General features: G+C 66.2%; 12 protein-coding genes. 9 read left to right on the top strand and 3 right to left on the bottom strand.

Translation table 11 applies throughout. The annotated features are described in order from the left end of the window. Positions 1-32: 32 nt before the first annotated feature. The 7 genes from LH19_RS13380 (at position 33) to LH19_RS13350 (ending at position 8983) form a co-directional block, all read left to right on the top strand. Positions 33-1523 (top strand): carboxylesterase/lipase family protein, encoded by a 1491-nt coding sequence (locus LH19_RS13380; protein ID WP_054728777.1) that lies wholly within the window; start codon positions 33-35, stop codon positions 1521-1523. Positions 1524-1527: 4 nt separating this feature from the next. Further along, positions 1528-2301 (top strand): SDR family NAD(P)-dependent oxidoreductase, encoded by a 774-nt coding sequence (locus tag LH19_RS13375; protein WP_054728776.1) that lies wholly within the window; start codon positions 1528-1530, stop codon positions 2299-2301. A 242-nt stretch (positions 2302-2543) separates the two neighbouring features. Next, positions 2544-4724: a TonB-dependent receptor gene (locus tag LH19_RS13370; RefSeq protein ID WP_054728773.1), complete on the top strand. Its 2181-nt coding sequence runs from the start codon at positions 2544-2546 to the stop codon at positions 4722-4724. 2 nt (positions 4725-4726) lie between these two features. Beyond that, positions 4727-6130, top strand: coding sequence for an FAD-binding oxidoreductase (locus tag LH19_RS13365; protein ID WP_054728770.1), 1404 nt, complete (start codon positions 4727-4729; stop codon positions 6128-6130). An 8-nt stretch (positions 6131-6138) separates the two neighbouring features. Further along, positions 6139-7452: an MFS transporter gene (locus LH19_RS13360; RefSeq protein WP_234715928.1), complete on the top strand. Its 1314-nt coding sequence runs from the start codon at positions 6139-6141 to the stop codon at positions 7450-7452. Between the two features lie 50 nt (positions 7453-7502). Next, complete coding sequence (locus tag LH19_RS13355; RefSeq protein WP_234715927.1) at positions 7503-8258, top strand: helix-turn-helix domain-containing protein; 756 nt, start codon at positions 7503-7505, stop codon at positions 8256-8258. Then, positions 8255-8983 carry a FadR/GntR family transcriptional regulator gene (locus LH19_RS13350; RefSeq protein WP_054728763.1) on the top strand — a complete coding sequence of 243 codons (729 nt, stop codon included), beginning with the start codon at positions 8255-8257 and terminating at the stop codon, positions 8981-8983. The genes LH19_RS13355 and LH19_RS13350 overlap by 4 nt, the downstream gene beginning before the upstream one ends. A gap of 74 nt (positions 8984-9057) precedes the next feature. Here the strand turns inward: LH19_RS13350 and LH19_RS13345 are convergent, their stop codons facing one another. Continuing rightward, positions 9058-10773: a sulfatase-like hydrolase/transferase gene (locus LH19_RS13345; protein WP_054728760.1), complete on the bottom strand. Its 1716-nt coding sequence runs from the start codon at positions 10771-10773 to the stop codon at positions 9058-9060. 70 nt (positions 10774-10843) lie between these two features. Next, complete coding sequence (locus tag LH19_RS13340) at positions 10844-13114, bottom strand: TonB-dependent receptor (RefSeq protein ID WP_054728757.1); 2271 nt, start codon at positions 13112-13114, stop codon at positions 10844-10846. A gap of 471 nt (positions 13115-13585) precedes the next feature. Here LH19_RS13340 and leuC point away from each other — a divergent pair, with 471 nt between their 5' ends. Further along, positions 13586-15004, top strand: coding sequence for a 3-isopropylmalate dehydratase large subunit (leuC, locus tag LH19_RS13335; protein ID WP_054733534.1), 1419 nt, complete (start codon positions 13586-13588; stop codon positions 15002-15004). Here leuC and leuD read toward each other — a convergent pair. Continuing rightward, positions 15001-15588 carry a 3-isopropylmalate dehydratase small subunit gene (gene leuD / locus LH19_RS13330; protein WP_054728753.1) on the bottom strand — a complete coding sequence of 196 codons (588 nt, stop codon included), beginning with the start codon at positions 15586-15588 and terminating at the stop codon, positions 15001-15003. The two genes, leuC and leuD, sit on opposite strands and share 4 nt — an antisense overlap. 199 nt (positions 15589-15787) lie before the next feature. On the opposite strand from leuD, the gene LH19_RS13325 reads away from it, so the two are divergent. Further along, positions 15788-16294, top strand: a complete 507-nt coding sequence (locus tag LH19_RS13325) for a MarR family winged helix-turn-helix transcriptional regulator (RefSeq protein WP_054588410.1) — start codon at positions 15788-15790, stop codon at positions 16292-16294. Positions 16295-16447 lie beyond the last annotated feature (153 nt).

Genomic DNA, 16447 nt, shown 5'->3' with positions numbered 1-16447 from the left:
TTCCGTCTCGCCGCTTCGCGCTAGCCTGCGCCATGGACAGTTATACGGACTTCACGGCGGGCATTGCCGTCGATGGCGGCATGGTCCGCGGCATCATCGACGGCACGATCGCCCGTTTCCTCGGCATCCCCTATGCCGCTCCGCCGGCGCGTTTCGCGCTGCCGCGGCCGCCCGCGCCCTGGCAGGGCGTGCGCGACGCGGCCGAACCTGGACCAGCCGCGCCGTATCGCATCAAGCCCTTTCCTATGATCGATCCGACGCCGCTGGTCGGGTACGGGTCGGATGGCGGCGATGGCGATTATCTGCGGCTCAACATCTGGGCGCCGCGCGAAGCCAAAGCCGCGCCGGTGATGGTGTTCATCCACGGCGGCGGTTTCGTTGCCGGCAGCAAGGATGCGCCGGTGCACGACGGATCGGCGTTCGCGCGATCGGGAGCGGTGTGCGTCGCGATCAACTACCGGATGGGAATCGACGGCTTCCTGCCGGTGCCGGGCGCGCCGACCAATCTCGGGCTGCGCGACATGATCTTCGCGCTCATATGGGTGCAGCGCCATATCGCGGCGTTCGGCGGCGACCCGGGCAATGTCACTGTGTTCGGCGAGAGTGCGGGGGCGATGGCGATCGCCGATCTGGTGACGTCGCCGCTCGCCGAAGGATTGTTTCGCCGCGCGATCATCCAGAGCGGGCACGGGTCGATGGTGCGCGAGATTGCGGTGGCGCAGCGGTTGGTGCGCAAGCTCGCGCGGATATTGCGCGTTGCACCCGATGCCGACGGCTTTCGCGGTATATCGGATGAAGCTGCGATGGACGCGATCGAGAAGGTCGCGAAGCCGACCGCGCGGCTCGACCTGCGCGGGGCGGACGGGATCGAGCCGGTGTTCGGGATAAGCCGCTTCATCCCCGTTTATGGCGACGATGTGCTGCCCGAAAAGCCGCTCGATGCGCTGCGCAAGGGGGCGGGGCGCGATGTCGAGATTTTGATCGGCACCAATGCCGAGGAGATGAACCTTTATTTCGTCCCGACCGGCGTCAGGCGGAAGATCGGCGGACTGCTCGCGCGCTGGCTGCTCGGCAAGTCGCTGCCGAACGCCGGCAAGGCGCTGCGCGCCTACGGATATAAGACGAAGGGCGTGCGGCCGGGCGAAGCGATGACCGACGCGATGAACGACCTCGTCTTTCGCTGGCCGGCGCGCCAATATGCCGCGGCGCATCAGGGCAAGACGTGGATGTACGAGTTCGACTGGCGCTCGCCCGCGTGCGAGGGCGAACTGGGTGCCTGTCACGGGATCGAGATGCCGTTCGTGTTCGATACGCTCGCCTGTGCCACCGGGCTGCAGGGGCTGGCGGGCGAAGCACCGCCGCAGGAGCTCGCCGATCGTGTCCACGGCCTCTGGGCCGGCTTCGCGCGCGATGGGGGGCTGCCCTGGCCCGAGTTCGGATCCTACCGGATGGTGTACCGGATGACGCACGGCGAAGCGTTTCACGAACCGGTGATGCCCGCCGCCGCTTTCCTGCCGGAGTAGCACCATGTATCTTGAAAAGCTGCGCCTCGACGGCCGCACGGCCTTTGTCACCGGCGGTGCGCAGGGGATCGGCCTTGCGACCGCCGAGGCGCTTGCCGAAGCCGGAGCGCGGGTGACGATCGCCGACCGGGATATCGTGGCATTAGACGAAGCGGTCGCCGGCCTCGCGGCAAAGAGCTATGCCGTCTTCGCGCAATCGCTCGACGTGACCGACAGCGCCGCGGTCGATGCCGCGGCGCAGGCGATGATTGAGCGCGACGGCCGGATCGATATTCTGATCAACAATGCCGGGATCGCGCGCAGCGAGACCGCTGCGGAGGATGTCGCCGACGAGCATTGGCGGCATGTCCTCGACGTCAACCTCAACGGCAGCTTCTGGTGCGCGCGCGCTTTCGGGCGGCACATGCTGGCGGCCGGGTCGGGAAGCATCGTCAACGTCGGGTCGATGTCGGGCTTCATCGTCAACCGGCCGCAGCCGCAGAGCTATTATAATGCGTCGAAGGCGGCGGTGCACCAGTTGACGAAGAGCCTCGCCGCCGAATGGGCGGGCCGGGGCGTGCGGGTCAATGCGGTCGCGCCGACCTATATCGCGACCCCGCTCAATGCCTTCGCCGACAAGACGAGCGAGATGTACCGGCGCTGGATCGACGGTACCCCGCAAGCCCGGCTCGGCGAGCCCGAAGAGGTGGCGGCGGTGATCCTGTTCCTTGCATCGGACATGGCGAGCCTGATGACCGGAAGCATTGTGCTGGCGGACGGCGGCTATAGCTGTTGGTAGGCGACTGCCCCCGTCATTGCGAGGAGCCGCAGGCGACGCGGCAATCCCCAACGGGCGATATGCTGGGTCGATGGCTGGAGATTGCTTCGCTTCGCTCGCAATGACGCCGCTGTGGCGATCACACCAGCGCCCCTGCAAACCCGGTCTGCGGATCCGCACAATCGCGGACCTTTCATATAGGTAAAAAAGCTGTCAGATAGGTATCGACGGGCGGCCGAGACCGCCGTTTTTGGGGATGCCTGATGACAAAGTTCCGATTTGCTGCCGTTTCGACGCTCGTACTCGCCGCGACGCTGGGTGCAACGCCCGGTTTTGCGCAGGATAGTGCGGCGACGCCCGCCGCCGCCGAGAGCGAAGACGACGGCGTCATCGTGGTGACGGCGCGCAAGCGTGACGAGACCCTGTCCGACGTGCCGATCGCGGTCACCGCGATCGATGGCGACACGCTGACGGCGCGCGGGATCAATTCGGTGCGCGAAGCCGCGGTGCTGTCGCCCGGGCTCAACATCAACAGCGACGGATCGGGCCGGGCCTTCGTTGCGATCCGCGGCGTCGGGGTGACGCTGGTGCAGAGCGTCCAGCCCGGCGTCGGCCTGTTCATCGACGGCATCTACCAGCCGAACACCGCCTATCTCAACAATCCGCTGCTCGACGTCGACCGGATCGAGGTGCTGCGCGGCCCGCAAGGAACACTGTACGGCAAGAACACGCTGGGCGGCGCGATCAACGTGATCACCCGCCAGCCGAGCAACGACTTCGAGGTGCGCGCCAACGGCAGCTATGCCGGTCCCGACAATAGCTGGCTGGTCTCGGGTGCGGTCAGCGGGCCGATCATCGACGATGTGCTGGGCTTCCGGATCGCCGCGTCGCACCGCCAGCAGGACGGTTTCCTGACCAACACGATCCTGAACAAGGATGCGAACCGCTTCAACACCGACTCGGTCAATGCCACCCTGCGCTTCACGCCGGCGGACGGCTTTTCGCTGACCGTGAAGGGCTATTACGACTGGGTCGACGGGGTGAATATCCCCTATTCGCGGGTTACCGGACCCAAGGATTACCGCCGCGACGTCACGTTCAATACACTCAACCAGATCTCGTATAAATATCGCGGGATCAACGCGCGCGCCGAGGCCGATCTGGGCGGCGGATCGAAGCTCAGCGTGATCGGCGCATATGATATGCGCAATTCCTTCGCCCCCGACAGCGACGGCGATTTCGGCCCCGACAACACCGTCCGTTCGATCGGTCGCGACAGCCTGCGCACGATGACGATCGAAACGCGCCTCGACAGCGAATGGTCCGACCAGTTTTCGACCCTCGTCGGCCTGTTCACCAGCAACGAGCAAACGCGGGTCAACAACACCGACACGATCAACCTGATCCATCCGCTGCTGGGCCCGGTGAACATCGTACGGAACACGACCGCCAAAAATGTCGCCGACACCTATGCGGCGTTCGGCACGCTGTTCTGGAAGCCGACCGCCGACTGGGAAGTGGCGCTCGGCCTCCGTTACGATCGCGAAAACCGCGTCTCGCGCGGAACAGTGGATTCGGTCACCACCTCGATCCTCGGCGTGATGCCGGCGACCAGCCTGACCAGCGCGAAGCTGAAGTCGAGCGAGTGGCAGCCGAAGTTGACCGTCTCGCGCAAATGGACTCCCGACCTGATGACCTATGTGTCGGTCGCGCGCGGTTATCGCGGCGGCGGCTTCAACGCGCCGACCGCGCCGGTGGCGGTGCGCACCTATGGCGGCGATTCGGCGTGGACGTACGAAGCCGGCGCCAAATATACGGGCGCAGGCCTGATGCTGTCGGGTGCGGTCTTCTATAACGACTACAAGAATTATATCGGGCTGAACTCGATCGCGCCGGCGGAAGGCGGCGGGCTGGTCACCGTCGACCTCAACACCGGCGACGTCGAAAGCTATGGCATCGAACTGGAAGCGCTGGTCCGGCCGGTCCCGGCGTGGACGATCCGCGGCGGCTTCACCTATATGCACGCCCGGATCACCGATCCGACCGCCTATGAAACGACGACGGGCCGTACCTTGTCGTCGGACCGGCTGACCTTCCAGCCCGACTGGCTGGCGAACATCTCGACCGATTACCGGATCGAGACGGGCGCCGACAGCGAGGTGGTGCTGGGCGCGGGGCTGTTCGGCAAGGGCAAGCGGCTGGCGGCGACGCTGAACGAGACGACGCCGACGATCCTCGACAGCTATTGGCTGGCGAATGCGTCGATCGCCTATCGCACCGGCCCGGTCGAGGTTGCGCTGTTCGCCAACAACCTGTTCAACACCGAATATTTCGAAAGCTATATCGAGAAGACGACGCTGGCGCTCGCGGGGCTGCCGGCTTCCGACCTCGGCATTACGGGCGACCGCCGCCGTTATGGCGTGCGTGCCAGCCTGAAGTTCTGACCATGGCGGGGACGGTGCAATCGGGGGAACGCAAACCGCTCCCCGCCAGCCTGGTGGGGGCGCTGGAGGAACGGTTCGCGGAGCGTTTCCAGCGGGGCGAAGCGGTGCTCGGGCAGCACGGGGCCAGCGAAACGCATTTCGCTACGGTGCTGCCCGACGCCGTCGTCTTTGCGCACTCGACCGACGAGGTGGTGGCACTGGTCAAATTATGCGCCGCCGCCGATATCCCGATCGTGCCGTTCGGCGCGGGTACCTCGATCGAGGGCAATGCGGCGCCGATCCGAGGCGGCATCTCGCTCGACATGAGCCAGATGGACCGGGTGCTCGCGGTCCATGCCGAGGATTTCGACTGCGTCGTCCAGCCGGGGGTGCGGCGCGAGGAACTGAATATCCACCTGCGCGATCAGGGGCTGTTCTTCCCGATCGATCCCGGCGCCAATGCGACGATCGGCGGCATGGCATCGACGCGCGCGTCGGGCACCAACGCGGTGCGCTATGGCACGATGAAGGATGCGGTGCTGAGCCTCGAGGTGGTGACGCCGCAGGGCGACGTGATCCGCACCGCGCGCCGGGCGCGCAAGTCGGCGGCGGGTTACGACCTGACGAGGCTCTACGTCGGCTCCGAAGGCACGCTGGGCATCATCACCGAAGTAACGCTGCGCCTCCATCCCGTCCCCGATACGATTTCGGCGGCGGTATGCAGCTTCGAGACGCTGGGCGGCGCGGTCGATACCGTCGTCCAGTCGATCCAGTGCGCGGTGCCGCTGGCCCGAGTCGAGATCCTCGATGCCAAGCAAATGACGGCGGTCAACCGCTGGTCGAAGCTCGATTATCCCGAGGCTCCGACGCTGTTTTTCGAATTTCACGGCAGCGCATCGCACGTCGCCGAGCAGGTCGAGACGGTGAAGATGCTCGCCGAAGCCAATGGCGGCGGGAGCTTTGGCTGGTCGAACCTCCCCGAGGAGCGGACGAAATTGTGGCGCGCGCGGCATGAGGCCTATTATGCTGCGGTCAACATGCGCGCAGGCGCGATCGGCTGGGCGACCGACGTTTGCGTTCCGATGAGCCGCCTCGCCGAATGCATCGCCGAGACGCACGCCGATCTGGAGGGTGCGAGCGTCCCGGCGACGATCCTCGGCCATGTCGGCGACGGCAATTTCCACGTCATCTTCTCGATCGACCCCGACGCGCCGGCCGAGCTGGAAGAGGTCGAGGCGATCAACGCGAAGCTGGTCGAACGCGCGCTGGCGATGGACGGTACCTGTACCGGCGAACATGGCATCGGCATCGGCAAGCAGGACTGGCTGGTCGCCGAACTGGGTGGGGCGGTCGAGCAGATGCGGGTGATCAAGCGCGCGATGGATCCGCAAAATTTGCTCAACCCCGGCAAGATTTTCGCGTTGTGATGGCAAGTGTGGCCGAACCTCTCGCGGCGCGCGGCACGCGGCTGACCGCGCCCGCGACGATCATTCCACTGTTGCTGCTCGCGCTGGTGACGACGATGGGTTTCACCGCGCTCGGCAGCTTCGGCACGATCCAGGAAAGCGCCAAGGCCGAACTGGGGCTCGGCGACGACGCGCTGGCGCTGATCCAGGGGCTCGGTGCCGCGGTGCCGATGGTGCTCTTTTCGGTGCCGATCGGCATCCTCGTCGATCGCCGCAACCGCGTGCGGTTGACGATCGGGCTGGCGCTCCTCTGGACGCTCGGCACGCTGCTGACCGCCTTCGCGCCGAGCGCCGGGCTGCTGACCGCGGCCCGCATGCTCGTCGGGATCGGCTCGACCGGATCGCTGACCGCCGCGCTGTCGCTGTGCGCCGATTTCTGCGCGCCCGAACAGCGCGGCCGCGCGATGCTGATCGTCAATTTGGGCAAGGCGCTGGGGGTCGCGCTCGGTTTCGCGCTGACCGGCTGGCTGTTCGGCCTGCTTTCGGAAGCCGCCGTGCCCTCGTGGCTCGCGGGTCTGGCGCCCTGGCGCAGCGCGCATGTCGTGCTCGCCGCGATCAGCGCGCTGTGCCTGCTGCCTCTGTTGCTGCTCCGCGAGCCCGCGCGCCGCGAGGTGGAGGCGGGCCCCGATGCGCCGTTCCGGATCGTCGCCGCCGAGCTTTGGGCACGGCGCGCCTTCCTCGGCCCTCTGTTCGCGGGGCAGGTCGCGGTGGTGATGGCCGATGTGGCGGCGACCGTCTGGGTCGCGCCCGTGCTGTCGCGCGATTTCGGGCTGCAGCCGCAGGAATTTGCCGGCTGGGTCGGGGCGCTGATGTTCGGCACCGGGGTTGCCGGTGCGGTGCTCGGTGGAATTTCGGCCGATATCGGACAGAAGAGCCGCCGGCGTGGCCGGCTGCTGCTGGGCGCGGTCATCGCGGCGGGACTGGGGGTACCTGCCGCGCTGTTCCCGCTGATGCCCGATGTGATGAGCTTTGCGGTGGGGCTGGGGATATTGTCGACCTGCGGCGCGGTGACCGGGCTGGTGGTGTCGGTGGCGCTGACCGTCTTCATCCCGAACGAGTTGCGCGGGCTGTGCATCGGCGCCTTCATCGCCATCGCCGGGCTGATCGGCTTCGGCCTCGCGCCGTGGTTCGTCACGCAGGTGAGCAGCCTGATGGGCGGCGAGGCGATGCTCGCCGAGGCGCTGGCGCTGGTCGGAGTGACGGTGAGCGCGCTGTCCTTCTTTGCCTTCCTGCTCGCGATGCGGCGGGCGCCGGCGTCGATTTTCGCAGAACCTATCAGATAGGTATTGCTAAAGCTGTCTGATAGGTCTAGAGCGAGACCGGGAGAAGCAGCATGGCAACCAAGCATCCGATCATCGTTTCGCACGAGATGACCACCTTCGTCGGGCGCGGCGCGTGCGACCGCCGGCTGTTGCCGCCCGATGCGCTGCTGCTCGGCTTTCACGATATCGGCGAGCCAGCGGTGAGCCTGCTCGATTTTCGCGATCTGGACGGCGCGGTCGACCACCACCTGCTCGTCTTTGCCGTCACGCGCGGCGCCTGCTGCCGTCTGTTCGGCGACCTGCCCGGGGAGGGCGCGCGCTGGTATCTGCCGTCGGACCTGCGCGCACTGGGGCAGTCGATCGTCGAGCCGGGAAGCGACGATGCCGCCGCCGATACGCTGAGGCTGGCGCGGAGCATCGAGCTGCTCTGCCAGCTTTTCGCCGCGCTGGCCGAAGGGCGGCTGATCGCGATCGAGGGGGCGACCAGCCTTGCCGAGACCGATATCGCGCGGATCGCCGCAGCGCGGCGCATGATCGACGAGCGCTGGCACGAGAAACTGACCCTCGACGATATCGCGCGCGGCTGCGGCATCAATCGCGACAAGCTGACGCGCGGGTTCCGCGAAATCTATCAGTGCACCGTCGCCGAAGCGCTGAGCGAGCGGCGGCTGAAACAGGCGCGGCGATTGCTGGCGGCGAGCGACCTGCCCGTGGCGAGCATCGGCTATCGCTGCGGCTACCTCAATAATGCGAGTTTCACGCGTGCCTTTTCGCGCCGTTTCGGTATGGCACCGACCGAGATGCGCCGGGTGGGGATTGCGGCATGAACGAAGCGGTACAGACGATCGACGGCGCGCGCGGCTCGCTGGTCGAGCGGGCGATGGATTTCGTGCGCGACCATATCCGCGACCACGACCTGAAGGTCGGCGATACTCTGCCGGGCGAGGGGAGCTTTGCGGCCGAGATGGGGGTGAGCCGCCCGGTGATGCGCGAGGCGTTCGGTGCGCTCGCGGCGCTGCGGCTGGTCGATGTCGGCAACGGCCGGAAGCCGCGCGTCGGCGCGATCGACGGGTCGGTGATGGCGGCGTCGATGGGGCATGCGGTGAACACGGCGCAGGTCAGCCTCGCCGACGTCTGGGAGGTGCGCCGGACGCTCGAACTGCGCACCGCCGAGATGGCGGCGACGAACCGCAGCGAGGAGCAGGCGCGCGCGATCCTCGCCGCGGCGCACGGGCTGGCGATCGAGGGCGACGAGGCGGCGCGAACGGCGGCCGATACCGCGTTCCACCAGACGATCGCCGCGGCGAGCGGCAACCCGCTCTTCTACCAGATCGTGCGCTCGTTCGAGGAACTGATGGAGCGCGCGATCCCGCGTGCTTGGCAGGGCCGGACGACCGAGGCCGAGCGCGAGGAAACGCTGGCGCTGCACCGCGAGGTCGCCGAAGCGATTGCGGCGCGCGAGCCGGCGCGGGCGCGGATCGCCATGGAGCGCCACTTCGCCAACTCGGTCGGCGAACTGCTCCGGCGCAACGCCGAATTCGGTTTGCCCTGATGTGATCGCGTGCATTGCGCCCGCCCCGCCGATACGGGAAAAGGGGGCAGGGGCAAAAGCGCTGCCCTGAGCGGTCAGCCCGGGCGGTTGTAGAGTTCGGTCGGCCCCGGATATTCGCGGCCGTCGTCGAGCCCGACGCCGATTTCGCGCTCCGACAGCGCATTGACCATCTTGTTGAGCCGCATCACCTCCTTGCGATGCTTCGGATCGTTCGCGAGGTTGACGAGTTCGCCCGGGTCGGCGTGGGTGTCGTAGAGCTCGAGGTCGTTGCGCTCGCTCAGCGTCTTCCAGTCCTTCGGCATATGATGGTGCGCCGGGGCGAAATAGCGCGCGAATTTCCAGCGGCCGTCATGGACGCCGCGGTGCAGGCGCCGCTTTTCGAGGTTATAGATCGCGCTGTAATCGGGCACCTTCTCGCCCGGCGGGCGGGGCCCCACGACACGCGCCGAATTGGGCTCCCACATATGCGCGACGGCATAGTTGAAGAAATGTCCGCGCCGGTCGCGCTCGGTCGGCGCCGCCGGCGACGACAGCAGCCCCGATACATCGACCCCCGGCAGGTTCGGGAAGCGGTTCTTTCCTTCGTCGGCCGACAGCCCCGCCATCGTCATCAGCGTCGGCGCGATGTCGATCGCGCCCATCAGGCCCTTGGTCGTCTGCCCGCCCTTCACATCGGGGTGCGCGATGATCATCGGGATATTGGTTTCCTCGCGGTACATCGTGCCCGCCTTCTGGCGCAGCCCGTGCGCCCCGGCGCGCTCGCCATGGTCGCTGGTATAGACGATGATCGTGTTGTCGATCTGGCCGCTTTCCTTGAGCGCCCACAGCAATTGCCCCAGCCGCCGGTCGACGTCGCGCAGGCAGTTGTAATAATAATTGTTGAAGCGGTGCCAGCTTTCGAGGTCGCCGAGCGGCATCGGCCCGTAGAAAAGATCGTTCAGCCGCTGGATGCCCTTGTGCGCCTCGGGCTTGGTGCTGAGGTCGTCTTTGTAGAAGCTTTCGGGCAGGTCGAACTTGTTGTCGACTTCATAGATCGGATCGCCGGGTTCGCGGCGTAGCGGCGCAAGAATGTCGGGGTGGGTGCGGTGCTTCGCCTGCTCACCCGTCGCGTCGTAGAACATGATGTCGTGCGGGTTGATCAGGCCGACGACCATGAACCACGGTTTGCCGCCCGCCTTGTCGCGGCGGACGAAGTCGAAGATGCTGCGCGCGGCGTCGCCCGCGACATACATGTCGGCGCGATAGCCATCCCAGGTCAGCCCCAGTTCCTCGCCGTCGAAGCCGTAGTCGTGGAAGCCGTATTTCTCCATCGCACGCTCGGTGCTGGGGTAGATGCCGCCCGGCACGCGCGGCCAGTTGCGTTCGAAATTCATCCGGCTGAGATGCCACTTGCCCTTGTAGCTGGTGTAATAGCCCGCCGCCTGCATCATGTGGCCGAGCGTCGGCATATCCTCTGCCGCGACGGGGTTGGGGGCGTTGTCGCTGTTGAGGAACAGCCCGGTCTGCTGCGTATGGTGACCCTGGAAGATCGTCGAGCGCGACGGCGTGCACGGCGTCGTGTGGACATGATAGTTTTCGACCAGCATCCCGCGTTCCATCAGTTCGCGGTGATGCGGCAGTTTTTCGAGCAGGCCCTTGGGATAGCTGGCGACGCTCTGTTCCTGATCGGTGACGATCATCAGGACGTTGAGTTTCTTGCCGTTCTTCGCATAGGTCGGCAGCGCGAGCCCTGCCGCGGCGAGCGCGCCCATGCCGCCGACGAAGGTCCGCCGATTCACATCCCAGCCCATGTCTCTCTCCCAGGTTCTGTCTTGAAAACGGGGACCGCGGCACGGCAGGGCCGTGCCGCGGATCAGTTCGTCAGAATTTGATCGCAAAGTCGATGCCGAACTCGCGCGGCGGCTGGTAGAATTGCGTGATCGGCGTGGCACCGGCGTTGGTCGCGCCCGAAATCACGTCCTGATCGGTCAGGTTGCTGCCGTACAGCGTGACCTTCCAGCGGTCATCCTGACCCGCGACCGCGATGCTGGCGTTGAGCAGCACGACTTCGTCGCGGTAATAGCCGGGCAGGTTGCTGCGGCCCCAGGTATTGAAGCGGGCCGAATAGCGCGCATCGCTGTGCAGCTTGATCTCGCCGAAGCCGGTCGGGATCGCATAGTCGAGCGACAGGCTGCCGCTCCACTTCGGCGCGTTGGCGAGGTCGAGACCGGAGGAATCGGTCGGGACCGCGAAGGTGCCGTCGGGGACGCCGTTGATCAGGATCGGCACGGCAGGGCCGCACTGGCCGACCTCGGGCGAACCGTCGGTGAAGACGCCGTTGGTGTCGGCGCAGAAGTCGGTGTAGCGCGCATGAAGATAGGCGACATTGGCGCCGATGGTGAAATTGTCCATCGGGCGCAGCAGGCTTTCGACCTCGAAGCCATAGATTTTGGCCGCGGCGACGTTGGTCGTGATATTCTCGGCCCGCACCGCGCCCATCTTGGTCACCGAGCTTTGCAGGTCGCGGTAATTGTTGACGAAGCCCGCGACGTTGAAGCGCAACAGCCGGTCGAACAGGTCGGTCTTTGCCCCGACCTCGAAGGCGTTGACGCGTTCGGGATTATAGGGGCCGACATTTTCGGGGATCGTGCCGCGCGAGTTGAACCCGCCCGCCTTGTAGCCCTGCGAATAATTGGCGTAGACCATGACGTCGGGGGTGACTTCGTAATTGACCGTCAGGCGCGGGGTGAATTCTGCCCATGACGCCTTGAGGCTGCTCGCGAAGGACGAGATCTGGTTGCCGTTCAGGAACACCTGGTTCGCGATGTCGTATTTCTTGCGGTCGTGGCTGTAGCGGCCGCCGAGCGACAGCGTCAGCCCATCGGCGGGGTGTGCGTTTACCAGCGCGAAGATCGCGTAGCTTTCGGTGTCCTGGCGGAGCTGCGCGCGCGTCGTCGTGGTCGGGGTTGCGAGCACGGTGTTGAACTGGCGCCATTTGTCGGCCTGGTAATAGAGGCCGACGACGAAATCGACCGGCTCGCCCGCCGGCGACACATAGCGCAGTTCGGCACTCTTGGAATTGCCCGAGAAATCGCGGGTGACATCGAGCTGCGGCGCGGGGGTGATCAGCCCGTCGAAATCACCGCGGGTCAGATAGGTAAGGTGGCGATAGCCGAGCACCGAGGTGATCGTGCCCCAGCCCACATCGAGGTTCGAGGTCAGCGAGCCGCCATAGGTTTCGGTGTTGGCGATCGGATCGAACAGTACCGCCGACTTGCGGATATCGGTCTTCACGATGTCGGGGAGCAGGTCCCAGTTGGGATCGCCGTTGTCGAGCACATGCGGCGCCGGACCGGTCGTCTTCTGCTTCAGCCAGTCGACGACGAGCGCCGAATCGAACGCGCCGCCCGGATCGAAGTCGAGCGCGCCGCGCACCGACTTGACGTTGCTGCCGTTGAGGCGGTTGCCGGTGATCACGTTGCGGCTGTAGCCGTTATAGTCGCGGAAATTTACCGCCACCTTCGCCGCCAGCATGTCGTTGGCGAAGCGGCCGCTGTTGACCTTGCCACGGAACTGCTTGAGCCCGAACGAGCCCAGCGTGAAGCGTGCCTCGGCTCCGAAATCGTCGGTCGGGCGCGCGGTGATGACGTTGAGCGTGCCGGCAAGGTTGTTCTTGCCGAACAGCACGCCCTGCGGGCCCTTCAGCACTTCGACGCGTTCGATGTCGAACAGGTCGAGCATCGTGCTCGAGACGAAGGGGATATAGACGCCGTCGATGATCGTGCTGACCTTGGGATCGGCATTGGGATCGGGATCGGCGGTGCTCATGCCGCGGATCGAGATCATCGGCACGTTGGCGACGAGGCCCTGCGTCTGCAGGACGACGTTGGGGGCGAGGCCGTTGAGGCTGGTGATATTGGTGCTGCCACTGCTTTCGACCATCTCGCTGTTGAACGCCGAGATGGCGATCGGCACGTCCTGCACGCTTTCCGAGCGGCGCTGTGCGGTTACCAGGATTTCGCCATAGGTGTCGTCGGCGCCCGTCGCCGCGTGGGTGGTGGTATCGCTGGCGGCGTCGGCGGTTTGCGCCTGCGCCGGCATGGCGGCCAAGGCGACGGCAGCCGTCGAAAGCAGAAGAAAAGCGGTCCTCATAACATCCTCCCGTTTGCGGCCGTGCCACGACGCGTTCCGCACGCGCCATCGCGTCGGAAATGCGGCGTACGCATCCGGCCTCGTCATGTCTCTGGAACAGGAGTTGCTGCTGGCTTGGACCAGTCTTTCGTATCGGCGCAGGACATCTTCGGCGTCCTCGACTCGTGCCGTCAGTGCGTCGTCATCCTCCGTTCCCGCATCGGCTTTTAGCAAGCCGGGAAAATACTTCAAGTACTAAGTATTTCATATTTGTGAAAAGCGGATTTGGCGGAAAAGCGCTTGCCCGATGCGCTGTCCGTGCCATATAAGTTAGGTTTCTAAGTATTTTTGAGCCGTCGTCCGGCAGGAGATGGAGCATGGGGACGGGAGCGTCGGGGTGAGGAATCGGGCAGCTTTTGGAATATGCGGCCCTCGCGCCGGCGCGGCGAATCGCGGGCGCCGGCAAAATGGCGCGCAGCAGGGCAGGGCCTGATGGCGCGCCCGGGCCCCCGCACGCTCTACGACAAGATCTGGGATGCGCATGTCGTTGCCGAGGATGACGGCGAGACATTGCTTTATATCGACCTCCACCTGTTGCACGAGGTGACCTCGCCGCAGGCGTTCGCCGGGCTCGCGGCGGCGGGGCGGGCGGTGCGCCGCCCCGATCGGGTGCTGGCGCTGTCCGACCATAATGTGCCGACCGAAGGGCAGGCGGCGGGGCCTGCCGGGGTCGCCGACGTCGAGGCGCGCGCGCAGCTCGAGGCGCTGGTGGCGAATACGGCGCGGGCGGGGATCGAGAATTTCCCGATGGGCGACCCGCGCGGCGGCATCGTCCATGTCGTCGGCCCCGAACAGGGGCGCTCGCAGCCGGGGATGACGATCGTCTGCGGCGACAGCCACACCTCGACGCATGGCGCGTTCGGCGCGCTCGCTTTCGGGATCGGTACGTCGGAGGTCGAGCATGTGCTGGCGACGCAGACAATCCGCCAGCGCCGGTCGCGCAACATGCGGGTGACGGTTGACGGGACGCTGGCGCCGCACGTCCATGCGAAGGACCTTGCGCTGCACCTGCTCGGCGCGATCGGGGTCGACGGCGCCGGCGGCCATGTGATCGAATATGCAGGCGAAGCGATCCGGGCGCTGTCGATGGAGGGGCGGATGACGCTCTGCAATCTCAGCATCGAAATGGGCGCGCGCGCCGGGCTGGTGGCGCCCGACGCGGTGACCTTCGCCTATCTGGCGGGGCGGCCGGCGGCGCCTGCGGGTGCGGCGTGGGACGCCGCGGTTGCCGGCTGGCGGGCGCTGGCGAGCGACGACGGCGCGCGGTTCGACCGCGAGGTGCGGATCGATGCGCGCGACGTGCGGCCGATGGTAAGCTGGGGGACGAACCCGTCGCAGGTCGTCGCGGTCGACGGGGTCGTCCCGGACCCGGCGTCGCTGGCGGGCGAGGAGGCGCAGGCAGCGGCCGAGCGGGCGCTCGCTTATGTGGACCTTTCGCCCGGCGCGCCGATCGCCGGGACGCGGCTCGACCGCGTGTTCATCGGAAGCTGTACCAACAGCCGGATCGAGGATTTGCGTATCGTCGCCGATGTCGTGCGCGGACGCCACGTCGCGCCGCACGTCCGCGCGATGGTCGTGCCGGGGTCGGGGCTGGTCAAGCGGCAGGCCGAAGCGGAGGGGATCGATGCGGTGCTGCGCGACGCGGGTTTCGACTGGCGCGAACCCGGCTGCTCGATGTGCGTCGGCATGAACGCCGACCGGCTGCTCCCCGGCGAGCGCTGCGCCGCGACGTCGAACCGCAATTTCGAGAACCGGCAGGGGCGCGGCGGGCGGACGCATCTGATGAGCCCGGCGCTTGCGGCGGCGAGTGCGATCGCGGGCTTTATCGCGGCGCCGGACAGCCTCGGCTAGGTCGCCGTCTCGAACCGCGCGATCGCGCCGGCGTGGCGCAGGGTGCGGGCGATGTCGTCGAGCCCTTCGATGAGGATGCGGCGATCGCCGGGGTCGATGGCGAAATCGATCGCTTCGCCCGAAGCGAGGCGGATCTGCTGCGCCGCAAGATCGACCTCGATGGGAGCATATTGGGCGAGTTCGACCTCGCGGCGCAGCCGGTCGCACAGCGCCTCGGGCAGGCGGATGAGCAACAGGCCGTTCTTGCGCGCATTGCCCGCGAAGATGTCGCCGAAACTCGGCGCGATCACACAGCGGATACCGAAATCGCTGAGTGCCCACACCGCATGCTCGCGCGACGAGCCGCAGCCGAAATTGCGGTCGGCGATCAATATCTGCGCCTCACGGCACGCCGGCCGGTTGAGAATGAAGTCGGGGCGTTCGCCGCCCGCTTCGTCGTCGAAGCGCAGCTCCCGGAACAGATGGCGGCCGAGCCCGAGGCGGGTCAGCGCTTTCATATAGCGCGCGGGAATGATCATGTCGGTGTCGACATTGGCGAGCGGTAGCGGTGCCGCGACGCCCTTGATCCGGACAAACTTCTCCACATCGCCTCCATTAACTTAGTATTCTAAGTAATGGAGCGTCGCGCGCTTGTCCAACGATATCGATGGGTTGGTGCGGAGGTTCCGGTCGCCAGCGCCACGAAGAGGTTGCGGGGCGAATCTTCGCGTTCTAAGGTTTGCGCCAGGCTCCGGCAGGACGCGGGCAAATGTCCGATGCCGGGGTATCGCAGGGGAGCAGGTTTTGGCCAGGAACACGAAGACTTACCGGCATACGGCGGAATATTACACCGACCCGGAGAACAGCATTGGCTATCTGGCGCGCGTCGTTTTCCGGTCCTTTTCGCGCCTCCTCGAACGCCGCACGCTCACGCACGACGTTTCGGCGGGGCAATGGCGCTTCCTCCGTCAGTTGTGGCGCGAGGACGGGATCACCCAGCGCGAGCTCAGCGAACGCGTCGGGATGCGCGAGCCGACGACCGTCGTCGCGCTCAAGGGGCTGGAAAAGGCCGGGCTGATCACGCGCAAGAAGACCGAGGACGACCGGCGCAAGACCTTCATCCATCTGACCCCGCATGCGAAAAAGCTCGAACTTGTGCTTGCGCCGATGAACGCCGAGATCCACGAGATCGCGACCCGCGGGATGAGCGACGAAGAGGTCGAGATGCTGCAGGCGCTGATGCGCCGCGTGATCGACAATCTCGCCGACGAGACGCGCAAGCTGTCGGTGCTTTCCGACGTCAAGGCTTGACGGGTTTCGGCCGGTTTCTGCCATTGCCAAGCTGTACCCCGGCGAAAGCCGGGGCCCAGAGCGCCATAGCGCAACCTTGGCTTTCCAACGCCCTGGGCCCCGGCTTTCGCCGGGGTACACTCTAAGCAGAACGTCCGCTTCCCACCCCGAACC

Source organism: Sphingopyxis macrogoltabida, assembly GCF_001314325.1.
GTDB lineage: Bacteria > Pseudomonadota > Alphaproteobacteria > Sphingomonadales > Sphingomonadaceae > Sphingopyxis > Sphingopyxis macrogoltabida.
This window is presented reverse-complemented; position numbering and strand designations above follow the sequence as displayed.